Source organism: Streptomyces katrae (genome assembly GCF_002028425.1).
Taxonomy (GTDB): Bacteria; Actinomycetota; Actinomycetes; order Streptomycetales; family Streptomycetaceae; genus Streptomyces; species Streptomyces katrae_A.
Map to the genome: position 1 here is coordinate 3,078,376 of NZ_CP020042.1, position 16,063 is coordinate 3,094,438.

Below are 16,063 nucleotides of genomic sequence, written 5' to 3' on the forward strand. Positions count from 1 at the left end.
AGTGACTGCATTGACGATAAAATGCAGTCATGACCGCATTCACGATCCGGGAAGTCCCCGATGACATCGCGCGCCGCATAAAGGTCCGAGCCGCCGAGGCCGGACAGTCCCTCCAGAGCTACCTGCTCAGCCTCGTGACCAAAGACGCCACCCAGCCCACGCTCGCCGAAATGGCCGCCCGCGCCGAGCGCTACGCCACGGAGGACATCGACATCCAGGACGTCCTCGACGCCGTCGACGCAGGCAGGGCGGGCCGTTGATCGTCGTGGACTCCTCCGCCCTGGTCCTGTTCCTCACGGACAGGGGCCCGCTTGGCGCCGCCACCCGCCGGCGCATCAGCGAGGAGGACACCCTCGCCGCTCCCTACCTCCTGGACACCGAGGTCGCGTCCGCCCTCCTGGGCATGGCACGCGGCACCAAGATCGACCCCACGAGCCTCGACGAGCACTTCAAGACCTACCAGGGGCTGCGCGTACAGCGGCACGAGACGGGCCTGCTGCTCCCCCGGATCCGAAAGCTGTATGCCAACCTCTCCGCCTACGACGCGACGTACGTCGCCCTCGCCGAGGCCCTGGGCGTCCCCCTGCTGACGGCCGACGTGCGCATCAAACGAGGCGTTCAGAAGCCGCGTTGCGGGATCGAGGTCATCGCCGCCAACGGCGCATGACGAAGGCCCCCCAACCTCGCGAGATTTTCGCAGGTCGGGGGGCCTTCGCCCACATGGGATGAGTGGAGATGGCGGGAATCGAACCCGCGTCCAACGGTGCAGAAGCAGGGCTTCTCCGAGCGCAGTCCGCTGCGCTTTTCTCGGCCCCGGAGATCACACGGACAAGTCTCCGACGGGCTCAGTCACTGTTTGGTTTCCCTCTACCCCCCGTGACCGGGGCTAGAGGTTTAGATCCCTAGTTGACGCCAGGATCCGGACCGGGACCACTTCCGGGCTGACGCTCCTCACAGAGGCTTCAGCTCACTGTTATTAGGCAGCGAGGGTGAAGCGGGAGTTATCGCTCTTGGAGTTGGCGATTATTTTTTGCGACATGTGGTTAGCGAGATCATTGCCGCTTCCTCGGCTCGCTTCCCCTGCATCGACATCCGCTGTCGAAACCGATCATCCCCATGTTTTTTTCTCAAGGTGCGCCGCCCCCTGGGGGTGGTGCTGACGCCATGGTACGCGAAGTGGACCACCGCGTGCCAGGAGATTAAACCGTGCCCCGCTGCTTGCGCCGGATCGCCGAGATCGTCCGCTGGGTCTCGCGCGTGTCCTGCTTCTCGCGGAGGGTCTGGCGCTTGTCGTACTCCTTCTTGCCCTTCGCCAGCGCGATCTCCACCTTCGCGCGGCCGTCCTTGAAGTACAGGGACAGCGGCACGACCGTGTGGCCCGACTCGTCCGCCTTGCGCTCCAGCTTGTCGATCTCCTCGCGGTGCATGAGGAGCTTGCGCTTGCGGCGGGCGCTGTGGTTGGTCCAGGTGCCCTGGCTGTACTCCGGCACGTGGACGTTGTACATCCACACCTCGCCGCTCTCCACCGACACGAAGCCGTCCACCAGCGAGGCACGGCCCTGGCGCAGGGACTTGACCTCGGTGCCCGTGAGCACGATGCCGCACTCGTAGGTGTCGATGATCGCGTAGTCGTGCCGCGCCTTCTTGTTCTGGGCGATCAGCTTGCGCCCTTTTTCCTTAGCCATAGTGCGGTCATTTTCGCACTATGACCCCGACCCGAGGCCACCCAATACCGTCCGCGCCCGCTCCTCGGCCCCGTCGCCGGCGGCGAGGTCCGGGGTGATGCCGCCCCCGTCGAGGCTGCGGCCCGCCGGGGTGCGGTACGTGCCGACCGTCAGCTCCGCCACCGCCCCGCCCGGCAGCGGGGTCGGCATCTGCACGGAGCCCTTGCCGAAGGTGCGGGTGCCGACCGTCACCGCGCGGCCGCGGTCCTGGAGGGCGCCGGTGACGAGCTCGGCGGCGCTCATCGTGCCGCCGTCCACGAGGGCCACCAGGGGGCGGCCGGTGTCCCCGCCGGGGGCGGCGTACAGGGCGCGCTCGGAGCCCCGTACGTCGTACGTCGCCACGAGCCCGCCGTCGAGGAACGCGGAGGCCGCCGTGACCGCCTCGGTGACCAGCCCGCCCGGGTTGCCGCGCAGGTCCAGCATCACCCCGCCGCCGGGCGGGGCCTCCCGTACGGCCTCCTTGACGCGCTCGCCCGAACCCCGGGTGAAGGAGGCCACCTTGATCACGGTGATGCCGCCCGCGAGGCGGCGTACGGTCACCGGGTCGGCGTGCAGCTCGGCCCGGCGGACGGTCTCGGTGAGGGCGGCGCCCTCCCGGCTGAGGCCGAGGACCACCGGGGTGCCGGCCTGGCCGCGCAGCAGGGCGACCACGTCGGCGACGGGCAGACCGGTGACCTCGCGGCCGTCGACGCTCAGCAACCGGTCGCCGGCGCGCAGCCCGGCCCGGGCGGCGGGGCTGTCGGGCTGGACCCGGTCGACCTCGATGCGGCCGTCGCCGCGGCGCCCGGTCCAGAGCCCGACGCCGGTCCAGCGGCCGTCGAGGTCCTCGGCGAAGGCGGCGTACTCGCCCTGGTCGTAGACGGCGCCCCAGCGGTCCCCGCTGCGGCTGACGACCTCCTGGGCGGCCTTCTTGCCGGACTTCCCTTCGGCGACGGCCTCGGCGGCGGCCCGCGCGACGGCCTCCCGGTCGGCCGTCCCGGCGGGGGGGGCGGCGCCCGCCCCCGCGGTGCCCGCGAGGGCGGCGGGGGGAGCGTCGTCCACCTCCGCGCAGCCCCAGGGCCCGGTGGCGGCCGCGGTGCCCACGGACACGGCGAAGAGCAACGTCAGAACGGCCCCGCGACGCAGGTCACGGGGCCGGAGACAGAGAGCGGGCAGACCCGGCATGCGGCCGAGTCTAGGACAAGCGCCGCTGCCGCAAGCGGGGTTGACCGCAGACGACAGGGGACGCTTGTCATACCTTCAGGTACTTGCGCAACGCGACGAACGCCGCCAGGGAGGGCATCAGCAGGCCGATGACCAGGACCAGGGGGAGCTTGGTGAAGACCGCGTCCCAGCCGATGAAGTTGATCAGCTGGAGCTTGTCGCGGAGCGCGATGCCGTGGTCGATCACGAAGTACTGGACGGCGCCCAGCATGCCGCAGGCGAAGCCCGCGCCGATGAGGCCGGCCACGGCCGCCTCCATGATGAACGGCACCTGGATGTAGAAGCCGGAGGCGCCCACCAGCCGCATGATGCCGGTCTCCCGCCGACGGCTGAACGCCGAGACGCGCACCGTGTTGACGATCAGCAGCAGCGCCACGATCAGCATGATCAGCATGATGCCGAGGGCGGCCCAGTTGAGGGTGCCCAGCAGGGCGAAGAGGTTGTCGAGCTCGGTGGACTGGTCGGCCACCGACTGCACCCCGTCGCGGCCGGCGAAGGCCGAGGTGATGACCTCGTACTTCTCCGGGTTCTTCAGCTTGACCCGGAAGGAGTCGGGCATCTGGTCGGGGGTGACGACGGAGGCCAGTGCGGTGTGCCCGAAGCGCTCCTTGTAGTGCTTGTAGGCCTCGTCCGAGGACTCGTACATGACGGTCTGGACGAGGTCCATCTTCTTGAGCTCGCGCTCGATGCCCTGCTTCTGCTCGGGCGTGACCGCCCCCTTGGAGCAGGGCTTGCCGTTGCCGGCGGCGGGCGCGGCCGGGGTGCCCGGGGCGCCGGCGGCGGCCGGGGTGCTGTCGGCGGCGTCGACGGCGTCGTTCTTGGTGCAGAGGTAGACGGTGACGTTGACCTTGTCGTACCAGTACCCCTTCATGGCGCTGACCTGGTCCCGCATGAGCAGGGAGCCCCCGAAGAGGGCCAGCGACAGGGCCACGGAGATGATGACCGCGAAGGTCATGGTGAGATTGCGGCGGAGGCCTACGCCGATCTCCGACATGACGAACTGGGCGCGCATGGCGTCTTGAGGGACCTTTCAGTGCTGGTAGCCGTAGACGCCGCGCGACTGGTCGCGCACGAGTCGGCCCTGTTCGAGTTCGATGACGCGCTTGCGCATCTGGTCCACGATCTGCTGGTCGTGCGTGGCCATGATGACGGTGGTGCCGGTCCGGTTGATCCGGTCCAGCAGCTTCATGATCCCGACGGAGGTCTGCGGGTCGAGGTTGCCCGTCGGCTCGTCGGCGATCAGCAGGGCGGGGCGGTTGACGAAGGCGCGGGCGATGGCCACGCGCTGCTGCTCGCCGCCGGACAGCTCGCCCGGCATCCGGCCCTCCTTGCCGCCGAGGCCGACCAGTTCCAGGACCTGCGGGACGGCCTTGCGGATCTCACCGCGGGGTTTGCCGATGACCTCCTGGGCGAAGGCGACGTTCTCGGCCACCGTCTTGTTGGGCAGGAGCCGGAAGTCCTGGAAGACGGTCCCCAGCTGGCGCCGCATGTGCGGGACCTTCCAGTTGGAGAGCTTCGCGAGGTCCTTTCCCAGGACGTGCACCTGCCCGTGGCTCGCCCGTTCCTCGCGCAGGACCAGCCGTAGGAAGGTGGACTTGCCGGAGCCGGAGGAGCCGACCAGGAAGACGAACTCGCCCTTGGCGATGTCGAGGGAGACATCTCTGAGTGCGGGCCGGGTTTGCTTCGGGTAGGACTTGGAGACGTTGTCGAATCGGATCACGGGTGCACCACGGTCGCCGGGAGTAGGTGTGCGTGACCATACGCGAACGGGCGCTGGGTGGGGACCCGGCATCCGGAGTTGCCCGATTTATCCCAAGCTCCCGGGCGAGCCCGATCGCTCTTGCCCGGACGGGCCGCGCCGAATGCCGGCGGAGCTGGCACAGTGGTAAGGGGAACGGACTCGGTCCCCTTGCCGTTAAGCGTCATAAGGGGACGAGAGGAGGAGCGCATGACATATGACCGGCTCGTGTGCGCGAACTGCGCCGCACCCGTCAGCCAGGGCCGCTGCCCGGTGTGCCGGGCGAACCGGGAGCGCCTCCAGCAGGAGGGCCCCTTCGCAGGGCTGAATCCGATGGCGCTCATCGCGCTCATGGTGGTGCTGGTGGCCGCGCTGGCACTGGTGGCCCGGGCCGCGTAGGCCGCGCCGCGTTCCGATCACAGGCCAAGGGAGAAGGGCCCGGACACCCACGGTGTCCGGGCCCTTCCTCACGGTGTGCGGCGCTTACGCGCTCTGCTGCTCCTGCTGCTTGCGCCAGCGGATGCCGGCTTCCAGGAAGCCGTCGATGTCGCCGTCGAGGACCGCCTGCGGGTTGCCGACCTCGAACTCCGTCCGCAGGTCCTTGACCATCTGGTACGGGTGCAGGACGTAGGAGCGCATCTGGTTGCCCCAGGAGCTGCCGCCGTCCTTGAGGGCGTCCATCTTGGCCTGCTCCTCCTGGCGGCGGCGCTCCAGCAGCTTGGCCTGGAGCACGTTCATCGCGCTGGCCTTGTTCTGGATCTGGGAGCGCTCGTTCTGGCAGGAGACCACGATGCCGGTCGGGAGGTGCGTGATGCGCACGGCCGAGTCGGTGGTGTTGACGCCCTGGCCGCCGGGGCCGGACGCGCGGTAGACGTCGACGCGCAGCTCGGTCTCGTCGATCTCGACGTGGTCGCTGGTCTCGACGACGGGCAGCACCTCGACGCCTGCGAAGGAGGTCTGGCGGCGGCCCTGGTTGTCGAAGGGCGAGATGCGCACCAGGCGGTGGGTGCCCTGCTCGACGGAGAGCGTGCCGTAGGCGTACGGGGCCTTGACCACGAAGGTGGTCGACTTGATGCCGGCCTCTTCCGCGTACGAGGTCTCGTAGATCTCGGTGGGGTAGCCGTGGCGCTCGGCCCAGCGCAGGTACATGCGCTGGAGGCGCTCGGCGAAGTCGGAGGCGTCGACGCCGCCGGCCTCGGCACGGATGTTGACCAGCGCCTCGCGCTCGGCGTACTCGCCGGAGAGCAGGGTGCGGACCTCCATCTCGTCCAGGGCCTTGCGGACGGACACCAGCTCGGCCTCCGCCTCGGCGAGGGTGTCCGCGTCGTCCATCTCCTGGGCGAGGTCGAACAGCACCGCGAGGTCGTCGATGCGGCCGCGGAGGGTCTCGGTCTTGCGGACCTCCGCCTGGAGGTGCGAAAGCTTGCTCGTGATCTTCTGGGCGGCGTCCGGGTCGTCCCACAGGGACGGCGCGGCGGCCTGCTCCTCGAGCACGGCGATTTCTGCCCTCAGCTTGTCGAGGTCCAGGACGGCCTCGATCGACCCCATGGTCGAGGAGAGGGACTTCAGCTCTTCGGAAACATCGACGACTGCCACGGGTCCAGCGTAGCCGGTCCGCGGACGGCCATCTCCGGCCAGGCCGGATCAACGGCTTCGGAGCAGGGCGGGTACGGGCGTACGCTCACCGTATGACCGTTCTACTCGTGAAGCGCCGCCATGTGGACCACATGCGTGTCACCACCACGAGCTGTCTGCCGCCGGACCTCGCACAAGCCTGATCAACCCCGATCCGACTTCGGTCCTGTACGCGGTCAGGTCCGCCCGGCGCCATCCCTGCCGGCCGGTCCGCTCCACGCTGCCCGCCGCCCCGCCATCTCTGGGGCACAGGACCCCGTGACATCCGAAACGGAGCCGTCATGCCGTCCGCGCACCCCTCCTCCTCCCCTTCCCTCGCTGTGATCGACCTCTCCCGGGCCGACGACCCCGCCGAGCGGGACGACTTCCTCAAGCAGCTGCACGCCGCCGCCCGCGACACCGGCTTCCTGTACCTGACCGGGCACGGGATAACGGAGGCCGAGACCGCCCGCATCCTGGAGCTGACCCGGGCCTTCTTCGCGCTCCCGGAGGCCGACCGGCTGGCCGTGAGCAATCTGAACTCCCCGCACTTCCGCGGCTACACCCGCATCGGGCACGAGCTGACGGGCGGGGCCTCGGACTGGCGGGACCAGCTGGACGTGGGCGCGGAGCGGCCGGCGCCGCAGGTGGGGCCGGGTGACCCGGAGTACCTGTGGCTGGAGGGCCCGAACCAGTGGCCCGAGGCGCTGCCGGAGCTGCGGGAGGCGGTGCTGGGCTGGCAGGCGCGGCTGGCGGTGGTGGCGCACCGGCTGCTGCGGGAGCTGCTGGCGGCGATCGGGGCGCCCCCGGACTTCTTCGACGCGGCCTTCGCGGACCGGCCGCACCTGCACACGAAGCTGATCCGCTACCCCGGGTCGGCCCCCTCGGGTGCGGACCAGGGGGTCGGCGCGCACAAGGACTACGGCTTCCTGACGCTGCTGCTGCAGGACGGGGTGGGCGGGCTGCAGGTCGTCCGGGACGGCGGCTTCGTGGACATCCCGCCGCTGCCGGGGGCGTTCGTGGTGAACCTGGGAGAGCTGCTGGAGATCGCCACGGAGGGGTACCTGGTGGCCACCGACCACCGGGTGGTCAGCCCGCCGGGGGCGGTGGAGCGGTTCTCGGTGCCGTTCTTCTACAACCCGAGGCTGGACGCGGTGATCGACACCGTGCCCGGGGAGTACCTGCGGGCCGCGCCGGGGGTCGCGCACGACGCGTCGAACCCGCTGCACGCGGAGTACGGGCGCAACGAGCTGAAGGGCTGGGTCCGGGCGCACCCGGCGGTGGCACGGCGCTGGCACCCGTCGCTGGCCGCGTAACCGTCCGGGGGCGGGGCCGGGGGGCCGCTGCGCGGAGCCGCCTCCCCGCCCCGCGCCCGACGGCTACGGCCGGGACGGCGACGAGTGCTTCGTGTCGCGCGGCGGCGGGGCGGACTCGTCGCCGGAGGCGGCCAGCCAGCTGCCCACCCCGACCGCCGCGGCCAGCGCCACCGCCGAGGCCGAGAGGACCAGCCGCCGCTTGCGCACCGCCTCCGCCCGGTGCCGGGGGGTGCCCGGCCGGTGCCCGCCGGCCGGCCGCGGGACGCGCGCGGTGCCCAGCGCCCCGCCCGCGAGCTCGTCGGGCGTCGGCACCCGCATGGAGGTGTGGGTGTCGCGGTTGGAATCCGTCGCGGACCCCGGGACCAGCGGCACCACCCCCCGCCGCCGCACCGGATCCGCCGCCGCCGACTCCTCCGACGCGCTCGCCGCCTCCGGCTCGGCCGGCTCCGCGTCGTCCGGCTCGTCCACGTCCAGCGGCGGCATCCCCGCCAGCAGCGGCAGCAGCTCCCGCAGCCGTACCGACAGCTCCGAGGCCCGCAGCCGCGACGCCGGGGCCTTGGCCAGGCACTGGACGATCAGCTGCCACAGCTCCTCGGGGATCCCCGGCAGCGGCACCACGGTCTCGGTGACGTGCCGGCGCAGCACCGCGCCCGGGTGGCCCCCGCCGAAGGGGGTGAACCCGGCCAGCAGCTCGTAGAGCACCGTGGCGAGGGCGTATATGTCGACGGCCGCCCGCGGGGGCAGGCCCTCCACTATCTCCGGGGCCAGGTAGTCCGGCGTCCCGATGATCCGCGTCGCCTGCGCCGCCGCCCGCACCCCGGCCGGCACGGGGGCCCGGCGCGGGTGGTCGATGAGCTTGGCCACGCCGAAGTCGGTCAGCAGCGCGGGGTGCGCGCCGCCGGGACCGAGGGGGCCCTGCATGTCGAGCAGGACGTTCTCCGGCTTCACGTCCCGGTGGACGACGCCCGCCGCGTGCGCGGCGGCGAGCGCGTCCGCGACGTCCGCGACGATGGCCACGGCCGCCTCGGGGGCCAGCCGACGCTCGCGGTCGAGGCGCGTGCGCAGGTCCGTGCCGCGGACGAGGTCCATGACGAGGGCGAGGTCGTCGCCGTCCACGACCAGGTCGCGGACGGAGACGATGTGCGGGTGCTCCAGGCCGAGCAGGGCGCTGCGCTCCTGGACGAAGCGTCCGACCAGTTCCTGGTCGCAGGCGAGGTCCTCGCGCAGCAGCTTGACCGCGACGGGCCCGTCCGGCCCCTCGCCCAGCCACACCGTGCCCGCGCTGCCTCGCCCCAGGATCTGGTGCGCTGTGTACCGGCTGCCGATCTTCCGTGCCACGACTGCTCCCTCAGCGGCTGGCGTAACGCCCCAAAGCTACGCGGCCGAAGGGGGGCCCGGCGCTCCGGATCGCGGTGACCTTCACTTCTGCGGGCGAAATCACGCCCTGGAAGTCGACAAATCCACAAGGTCGGCGCTACGGAGGGCCGAAAAGGCCTTCCTGGGGCGCCCAGTTCGCGGGCCCCGGGGCTGCCTGGGCGTCAGGAACCGCTGCCGGAGCCGCCGTTCGTCTTGTCGCCGATCGAGCCGACGAAGTCAGCGACGTCCCTGCCCCAGCTCCACACCTGGTCCCACCAGCCCTTGCCGGTGCCGACCCACTCCTGGAGCGGGGTCAGTTCCCAGACCAGCCAGCCGCCCACGAAGAGCAGCAGGATCAGGACGAGGCAGCCCTTGAGGCAGCCCAGGCCCGGGATGCGGACCGGGTTGGCGCTGCGGCGGCGCGGCTCGCGCGGCGGTCGCGGTTCGCGCGGGGGCTGCTGGCGGGGCGGGCGCTGCTGCGGGGGCTGCTGCACCGGCGGCTGCGGCTGCGGCGGCTGCCGGTACGGCGCCTGCTGCTGCGGGGGCTGGTACGCCTGCGGCTGCTGGTACGGCTGGGGCTGGGGGGCGTACTGGGGCGGCTGCTGGTACTGCTGCTGCTGCGGCGGCGGGGCCGGACGGTACTGCGGCGGCTGCTGGTACTGCTGCTGGTTCTGGCGCGGCTGGTGCTGCGGGGGCGGCGGGGCCTGGCGCTGCGGGCGGCGGCGCAGGGGGTCCTCGCCCGGGTCGAGGTACTGCATCTGCGTCTGCTCGTTGCGGTCCCGCGCTGCGGCCATCTGCGACTGCCACGGGTGCGGGGCGTCGGGCCGCTGCACGGGCGGCATGACGGAGGTCGGGTCGGGGGCGCCCGGGCCGCCGCCCGCGCCCGGCCCTCCGGCGACGGGCGGCAGGACGGTGGTGGCGTCCGCGCCGTCGACCGGCGGCAGGACGCTGGTCATGGCGTTCGGGTCGTACTCCCCCGCCGCCACCACGGGCGTCACCTCGGTCGGCGCGGCGCTCCCGGGGAACTGGGGGGCCGAGGTCGGGACCGGCGCCGGGGAGGGGTCGGGCGCGAGCAGCGCGCCGACGCCGAGGGCGGCCTCGACCTCGTCGGGCGAGGAGTGCACGCGGATGCCGGCGGCGACCACGCGCAGGCCGCGGGCCAGGCTCTCGGCGCTCGGCCGCTCGTCGGGCTCCTTGCGCAGGCAGCGCTCGATGACGATCCACAGCGCCTCGGGCACGGACGAGGGCCGCTGCGGGTCCTCGCTGAGGTGGCGGTGGAGCACCTCCAGCGCGGTGCCGCCGGCGAAGGGCGGGCGGCCGGTGAGGAGCTCGTACAGCAGGATGCCGGCGCCGTAGATGTCGACGGCGGAGGTCTGCGGGCGGCCCTCGGCGGACTCGGGGGCGACGTAGGCGGGGGTGCCGACGAACTCGTGGGTGCGGGTGAGGCCCGGGGAGTCGGCGAGGCGGGCGATGCCGAAGTCGGTGAGCATCGGCTTCATCTGCCCGTTGCTCTCGTCGAGCAGGACGTTGGCCGGCTTCAGGTCGCGGTGGACGACTCCGTCGGCGTGGCTGGCGGCGAGGGCGTCCGCGATCTGGGCGGTGAGCAGGGCCGCGGCGACCGGGCTGAAGGGGCCGTTCTGCCGGATGTACTTGTGCAGGTCCGGGCCGTCGATCAGGTCCATGACGAGGGCGAGGAGGTCGCCCTCGACCACGAGGTCGCGGGTACGGACGATGTTGGGGTGCGTCAGGCGCAGCAGGACGGAGCGTTCACGCAGGAAGCGCATGACGATGTCCGCGTCCTGGGCCAGCTCCTCCTTGAGGACCTTGATGGCAACGGTCTCGCCGGGCTGGCCGGCGACGGCCGCCTCCGCACCGGCCGTCTCCCGCTGGCGGGCACGCCAGACGGTGCCCGTGGCGCCGCGTCCGAGCGGCTCCTCGAGCAGGTACTTGCTGCCGACTGGCCGCACGTCTCGCGCTCCCCTGCTGTCGTCCTGCTGTCGTGGGTCCCCTGCGGGGCCCGGTGGGTTTCCGGCCCAACTCTAGGGGGTGTCCCGATGGAGGACGCCGGCCGAGGGAGGTTGGTTGCCGCACATTTGTGCGAAGGGTGAGTTTTGCGGCGTATGCCGGAGGCTCTTTTCCCCGGAATTGCCTCGTCGCTCGCCCGGCCGGGTGGCCGGATCCGAGCGGCAGGGGGAGCCGGCCTCCGCGAATCAAGATCATTACTGGGCGGGTGCCGGGCGTGTTGCGGGCGACAGGTGCGAGGATGCACCCGTACGGAACGGCCGGGACGGGAGCCCTGCCTTCCGGCTGACCTGAACGGACGAAGCGTCCGTGCCGGGCGGGGGGTTGACCGGGCAGACATGTCCCGCCGCTCCCCCCGCCGGGCGCCCGCACCGTGCACTGCGCTCCGCGCAGAAGGGACCGCTGACGGCGATGCAGATCCGGCTGACCGTCCTCGGGTCGCGCGGCGGCCACCAGGCCGCCCCCGCGCCCGCCGGCTGTGACGTGCTCGTCACCGCCCCTGCCGGGACCGCGCTGGCCGCCGTGGCCTCCGGGCTAGCGGCGACCGTCGGCGGACCCGACACCCCCGCGGCCACCGCCGGGGGGACTCCCCGGGGCACCGTGGTGCTGTACGCCGGGTCGCAGCGGCTCGACCCCCAGCGCGCGGTGCTGGGCGAGCCGCCGCTCGTGGACGGGGCGGTGCTGACGCTGCACGTCCCGGCGCCGGACGCGGACGCGCTCGGGGACGACGGGCTCGGCGCCCCGCAGCTGCACGTGGTGGCCGGCCCCGACGCGGGCGGCGTCCACCTGCTGCACCCCGGGTCGGTGCGGATCGGCCGCTCGGCGGACGCCGACGTCCCGCTGGACGACCCGGACGTCTCAAGGCTCCACTGCACGGTGACCGTGATGCCGGACGGGCGGGTGGCGGTGGCCGACCTCGGCTCGACGAACGGGACGACGCTGGACGGCGCGGAGGTCGGCGTCCGGGCCGTCCCGCTGGCGCCGGGGGCGCTGCTGCGGATCGGCGAATCCACCCTCCGCCTGGCCACGGGCGGCGGCACCCGCCTGCCGGTCGTCCCGGACCACGAGGGCCACCTGGCCCTGGCGGGCGGCCCGGAGGCCGGTACGGATGCTTCCGGCGGCGCTCCGGGGCCGGGCGCGGGTACGTCCGGCGGTGCGGCCGGCCGGGGCACGGGCGCGCCCGACGCCGCTGCGGGCCGGCCGGCCGGGGGCTCCGGCGCGTCCGCCCCCCACCCCGGCGCCCCCGCCGCCACGGCCGGTACGGGGCCGCAGCAGGCTGCCGGACCTTCGGTCCGGCCGTCCGCGCCCGGCGGCCGGGAACACCCGGGCGCTCCCGGCGGGGCCCACGCCGGGGCCGCCGGCCCCGGACCCGCGGGCCTCCACTCCGGCCCCGCATCCGCACCCGGCCGGGCCGCCGGTGCGGCCGACGGCGGCCCCCGGCGGCGGGGCGGGATCGGGGCCTGGGCGCGGAAGTGGGTGCGGGGGCAGGAGGACGTGGCGGTGGAGGCCGTCGGGGTGGTGGAGCCCGCCGCCGCGGTGCCCGACGCCGACGACCCCGCCGCCCTGCTGCTCGCCGCACTCGGGCCCACCGGGCGGCTCTGGTCACGGGGGCCGGGGCATCCCGGGTTCCTCGAAGTGGGGCTGGGAGCCGGCAGCCGGGTCGCGCTGCACGAGAGCGGGGCGCTCGGGATCGCCGGGCCGCGGGCCCGGCTCATGGGCGTCGCCCGGTCCGTCGTGGCGCAGCTCGCCGGACTGCACTCGCCCGCACAGCTGGAGATCGTGCTGCTGGCCGCCGACCGCGTCCGGCCCCTGCAGGAGCGCCGCCGCGACTGGGCCTGGCTCGGCTGGCTGCCCCACGTACGGCCCGCGCACGGCCAGGACTGCCGGCTCCTCCTCGCCTACGACCGCGACCAGGCGGCCGCCCGCACCGCCGAGCTGACCCGGCGGCTGGACGACGGTCCGCTCGGCAGCGGCTGGGCGGCCGCCGATCCGGCAGCCGTGCGCCGGACGGCCGACGCGTACGAGGGCCCCCGCACCCTCCTCGTCGTGGACGGCGACCCCGGTACCGCCGCCCTGCGCGAGCTCACCGGCCGGCTGGCCTCGCACGGCCCCGCCGCCGGCATCCACGTCCTCGCGCTCGCCGAGGCCCCGGCCGCCACCCCGGCCTCCCCGGTGGCGCAGACGTACGACACCGCCTGCGCGAGCGTCCCCGCCTTCCGGGACTGCGGCGCCGTCGCCCTGCTCAGCGGGGACGTCGCCACCGCCGTGCGCACCTTCGCGATCGGCGACGGCAGGCCCGTCCCGCCGGGCGGCACCGCCGTCGCCGACGGGGTGTCCGCCGCCTGGGCGGAGCGGTTCGCCCGCGCCCTGGCCCCGCTGCGCGCCGACGCGCCCCCGGCCGACCACCAGGGCGCCCACCGCCCGGCCGCCAGCCTCCCCACGGCCGCCCGGCTCCTCGACGAGCTCGGGCTGGCCCGCGCCACCCCGGCCTCCCTGATGGCCCGCTGGGCCGCCGCCGCCGACCAGGGCCGGGCCGTCGGCGGCCTGGCCGACGTGGTCCTCGGGGCGGGCCGGCGCGGGCCGGTCGGCGCCGAGCTGGTCCACGAGGGCCCGCACCTGCTCATCGAGGGCCCCGCCGGCAGCGGCCGCACGGAGCTCCTGCGCTCCCTCGCCGCCTCCCTGGCGGCCGGGTCCCGCCCCGACCACCTGGGCCTGCTCCTCCTCGACGGCGCGGGCGGGGAGCGCGGCGAAGGCCTGCTGCCCTGCACGGAGCTCCCGCACGTGTCGGCCCATCTCGTGGCCTCGGACCCGCTGCGGATGCGGGAGTTCGCGCAGGCCCTCGCCACCGAGCTGGGGCGCCGCCACGAGCTGCTGGACGGGGTGCCGTTCGTGGAGTGGCACGGCCGGCGCAGCCTCTCCGACCGGATGGTCTCGCCCCGCGACCCCGGTCCGGGCGAGCACCGCGGCGACCTCGACCCGCAGCGCACCGGCACGCTGCGGCTGCGGGCCTCGGCTCCGCGCACCGACCCGGCCGCCGGGCCGAGTCCGCTGCCGCGGCTGGTGCTGCTGGTGGACGACTTCGACGCGCTGGTCGCCCCGGCCCTGGGCAGCCCGGGCCGGCCCGCCGCGGGTTCGCTCGTACGGATCCTGGAGGGCGTGGCCCGTGAGGGCGCCCGCCTCGGGGTGCACCTGATCACCGCCACCGCCCGCCCGGACCGCACCGCCGGGACCGAGCCGGCCCGCCAGGCGGCGCTGCGGGTGGAGCTGGACGCCCCGGACCGGCCGGGCCCCGGCCGCGGCCGGCTGCTGTACTCCGACGGGCGGGCCGTCCCGTTCCAGGCGGGCCGGGTGACCGGCCGGATCCCGCGCACCGCGACCCTGAGGCCCACCGTGGTTCCGGTGGAGTGGGAGCGGATGGGTGACCCGCCGGCCCGCCGTCCGGTGCGGGAGCTCGGCAACGGGCCGACCGACCTCGCCCTCCTGGCCAGCGCCCTCGACCGGGCCTCGCACCTGGTCTCGGCCATACCGGTGCTGTTCCCCGCGGCCCCCTGACGATCCGCCGCTCCCCCCCGACGCGGTATTGCGGGGGTGCGCGGCGCGGCGTAGACCTGGTGGCACGGAGCACTTCACGGCCACACGGCATCGGGGGCGGCACCATGTCCGGACAGCACGCACAGCACGGATCGAGCCAGACGGGAAGCGGCGCGGACGGCCGCAGGAGAAGCCCGGGAAGAGCGCGGGCGAGAGCGCACGCCTGGGCCGCCCTGGCCGCCGCCGGGGCGCTCGCGCTCGCCGCCTGCGACACCGGCGACGGCGGCGGCAGCGCGGGCAGCACCCCGTCCGCCGGGCAGGAGCAGGCGCACACGGTCGAATTACCGAAGCTCCCCGGCGAGAAGCTGGAGGTCTCGGCGGTCTGGACGGGCCCCGAGCAGGCCAACTTCGCCAAGGTGCTGAAGGAGTTCGAGAAGCGGACGGGCGCGAGCGTCGCTTTCGTCCCGGCCCAGGACCCCATCGTCACCTTCCTGGGCACCAAGGTCGCGGGCGGTCAGCCGCCGGACGTGGCGCTGCTCCCGCAGGTCGGCGCGCTGGTGGCGGCGGTGCACAACAAGTGGGCGCAGCCGGTGGGCCCGGAGGCCCGGGCGCAGCTGGAGGCGAACTACTCGCCGGGCTGGCGGCAGCTGGGGGCGGTGGACGGCACCCAGTACGGGGTCTACTACAAGGCGGCCAACAAGTCGCTGGTCTGGTACAACGCGAAGGCGTTCGAGGCGGCGGGCGTGAAGCCGCCGAAGACGTGGAAGGAACTGCTGGCGGCCGCGGACACCCTCTCGGCGTCCGGCACCCCGGCGGTCTCGGTCGCGGGCGCGGATGGCTGGACGCTGACGGACTGGTTCGAGAACGTCTACCTTTCGCAGGCGGGCCCGGAGAAGTACGACCGGCTGGCGAAGCACGAGATCAAGTGGACGGACGACAGCGTCAAGCAGGCGCTGACCACCCTCGGCGAGCTGTTCGGCCGCAAGGACTTCCTGGCGGGCGGCACCAGCGGGGCGCTGGCGACGGAGTTCCCCAAGTCGGTGACGCAGACCTTCACCGGGGGCGACCGGCCGGCGGCGGCGATGGTCTTCGAGGGCGACTTCGTGGGGGTGAACATCGCCCAGACGGAGGCGAAGGTCGGCAAGGACGCGCTCGTCTTCCCCTTCCCGGCGGTCGGGGCGAAGGCTCCGGTGGTGTCGGGCGGTGACGTGGCGGTGGCGCTGAAGCCGTCGAAGGGGGCGCAGGCCCTGCTCACGTTCCTGGCGTCGGCGGACGCGGCGCGGATCCAGGCCGCCGAGGGCGGTTTCGTCTCCCCGAACAAGGCGGTGGACCTCGCGGCGTACCCGAACGACATCCAGCGGGGCATCGCGAAGGCGCTGATCGCGGCGGGCGACGACTTCCGCTTCGACATGTCGGACCAGGCTCCGGCGGCGTTCGGCGCGACGCCGGGGACGGGTGAGTGGAAGGCGCTCCAGGACTTCCTGGCGAACCCGTCCGACGTGGCGGGGACCCAGGCGCGGCTGGAGGCGGACGCGGCCAAGGCGTACGGGAACTAGGGG

At 73.8% G+C, this 16,063-nt stretch carries 13 protein-coding genes and 1 other RNA gene; 6 read left to right on the forward strand and 8 right to left on the reverse strand.

Going from position 1 to position 16,063, the window contains the following annotated elements:
* Positions 1–29: 29 nt before the first annotated feature.
* Both B4U46_RS13880 and B4U46_RS13885 read left to right on the forward strand, forming a co-directional pair.
* Positions 30–260 carry a FitA-like ribbon-helix-helix domain-containing protein gene (locus B4U46_RS13880; RefSeq protein ID WP_079427406.1) on the forward strand — a complete coding sequence of 77 codons (231 nt, stop codon included), beginning with the start codon at positions 30–32 and terminating at the stop codon, positions 258–260.
* A 5-nt stretch (positions 261–265) separates the two neighbouring features.
* Complete coding sequence (locus B4U46_RS13885) at positions 266–667, forward strand: type II toxin-antitoxin system VapC family toxin (RefSeq protein WP_237293318.1); 402 nt, start codon at positions 266–268, stop codon at positions 665–667.
* A 60-nt stretch (positions 668–727) separates the two neighbouring features.
* On the opposite strand, the gene ssrA is transcribed toward B4U46_RS13885, so the two are convergent.
* The 5 genes from ssrA to ftsE all read right to left on the reverse strand — a co-directional run bounded on the left by ssrA (position 728) and on the right by ftsE (position 4,647).
* Positions 728–1,116, reverse strand: a transfer-messenger RNA (tmRNA) gene (gene ssrA, locus B4U46_RS13890).
* Between the two features lie 83 nt (positions 1,117–1,199).
* On the reverse strand, positions 1,200–1,685 hold the full coding sequence (gene smpB / locus B4U46_RS13895) for an SsrA-binding protein SmpB (protein ID WP_079427410.1): 486 nt from the start codon (positions 1,683–1,685) through the stop codon (positions 1,200–1,202).
* Positions 1,686–1,703: 18 nt separating this feature from the next.
* Entirely contained in the window at positions 1,704–2,888 is a 1,185-nt protein-coding gene (locus B4U46_RS13900; protein WP_079427412.1) for a S41 family peptidase, read from the reverse strand.
* A 67-nt stretch (positions 2,889–2,955) separates the two neighbouring features.
* Positions 2,956–3,939, reverse strand: a complete 984-nt coding sequence (ftsX, locus tag B4U46_RS13905; protein WP_079427413.1) for a permease-like cell division protein FtsX — start codon at positions 3,937–3,939, stop codon at positions 2,956–2,958.
* An 18-nt stretch (positions 3,940–3,957) separates the two neighbouring features.
* On the reverse strand, positions 3,958–4,647 hold the full coding sequence (gene ftsE / locus B4U46_RS13910) for a cell division ATP-binding protein FtsE (protein WP_042810247.1): 690 nt from the start codon (positions 4,645–4,647) through the stop codon (positions 3,958–3,960).
* Between the two features lie 228 nt (positions 4,648–4,875).
* Between ftsE and B4U46_RS13915 the strand changes: the two genes are divergently transcribed.
* A complete protein-coding gene (locus B4U46_RS13915) occupies positions 4,876–5,064 on the forward strand; it encodes a hypothetical protein (protein ID WP_079427415.1) in 189 nt (62 codons plus the stop codon).
* 84 nt (positions 5,065–5,148) lie between these two features.
* Here the strand turns inward: B4U46_RS13915 and prfB are convergent, their stop codons facing one another.
* Positions 5,149–6,261 (reverse strand): peptide chain release factor 2, encoded by a 1,113-nt coding sequence (prfB, locus tag B4U46_RS13920; RefSeq protein WP_079427417.1) that lies wholly within the window; start codon positions 6,259–6,261, stop codon positions 5,149–5,151.
* Between the two features lie 320 nt (positions 6,262–6,581).
* Here prfB and B4U46_RS13925 point away from each other — a divergent pair, with 320 nt between their 5' ends.
* Positions 6,582–7,595 (forward strand): isopenicillin N synthase family dioxygenase, encoded by a 1,014-nt coding sequence (locus B4U46_RS13925; protein WP_079427419.1) that lies wholly within the window; start codon positions 6,582–6,584, stop codon positions 7,593–7,595.
* A 63-nt stretch (positions 7,596–7,658) separates the two neighbouring features.
* On the opposite strand, the gene B4U46_RS13930 is transcribed toward B4U46_RS13925, so the two are convergent.
* Together B4U46_RS13930 and B4U46_RS13935 are read right to left on the reverse strand one after the other, a co-directional pair.
* Complete coding sequence (locus B4U46_RS13930; protein WP_079427421.1) at positions 7,659–8,933, reverse strand: serine/threonine-protein kinase; 1,275 nt, start codon at positions 8,931–8,933, stop codon at positions 7,659–7,661.
* A gap of 200 nt (positions 8,934–9,133) precedes the next feature.
* Positions 9,134–10,918 carry a serine/threonine-protein kinase gene (locus tag B4U46_RS13935; RefSeq protein WP_079427423.1) on the reverse strand — a complete coding sequence of 595 codons (1,785 nt, stop codon included), beginning with the start codon at positions 10,916–10,918 and terminating at the stop codon, positions 9,134–9,136.
* A gap of 466 nt (positions 10,919–11,384) precedes the next feature.
* Between B4U46_RS13935 and B4U46_RS13940 the strand changes: the two genes are divergently transcribed.
* Positions 11,385–14,525, forward strand: coding sequence for an FtsK/SpoIIIE domain-containing protein (locus B4U46_RS13940; RefSeq protein ID WP_079427425.1), 3,141 nt, complete (start codon positions 11,385–11,387; stop codon positions 14,523–14,525).
* A 104-nt stretch (positions 14,526–14,629) separates the two neighbouring features.
* Positions 14,630–16,060 (forward strand): ABC transporter substrate-binding protein, encoded by a 1,431-nt coding sequence (locus B4U46_RS13945; RefSeq protein ID WP_079427427.1) that lies wholly within the window; start codon positions 14,630–14,632, stop codon positions 16,058–16,060.
* The last annotated feature ends 3 nt before the right edge of the window (positions 16,061–16,063 follow it).

Coding starts and splice junctions, on each gene's coding strand:
- B4U46_RS13880 (WP_079427406.1), top strand. CDS start 30: ATGACCGCATTCACGATCCGGGAAGTCCCCGATGACATCGCGCGCCGC.
- ftsX (WP_079427413.1), bottom strand. CDS start 3,939: ATGCGCGCCCAGTTCGTCATGTCGGAGATCGGCGTAGGCCTCCGCCGC.
- B4U46_RS13945 (WP_079427427.1), top strand. CDS start 14,630: ATGTCCGGACAGCACGCACAGCACGGATCGAGCCAGACGGGAAGCGGC.
- B4U46_RS13940 (WP_079427425.1), top strand. CDS start 11,385: ATGCAGATCCGGCTGACCGTCCTCGGGTCGCGCGGCGGCCACCAGGCC.
- B4U46_RS13900 (WP_079427412.1), bottom strand. CDS start 2,888: ATGCCGGGTCTGCCCGCTCTCTGTCTCCGGCCCCGTGACCTGCGTCGC.
- B4U46_RS13925 (WP_079427419.1), top strand. CDS start 6,582: ATGCCGTCCGCGCACCCCTCCTCCTCCCCTTCCCTCGCTGTGATCGAC.
- smpB (WP_079427410.1), bottom strand. CDS start 1,685: ATGGCTAAGGAAAAAGGGCGCAAGCTGATCGCCCAGAACAAGAAGGCG.
- B4U46_RS13915 (WP_079427415.1), top strand. CDS start 4,876: ATGACATATGACCGGCTCGTGTGCGCGAACTGCGCCGCACCCGTCAGC.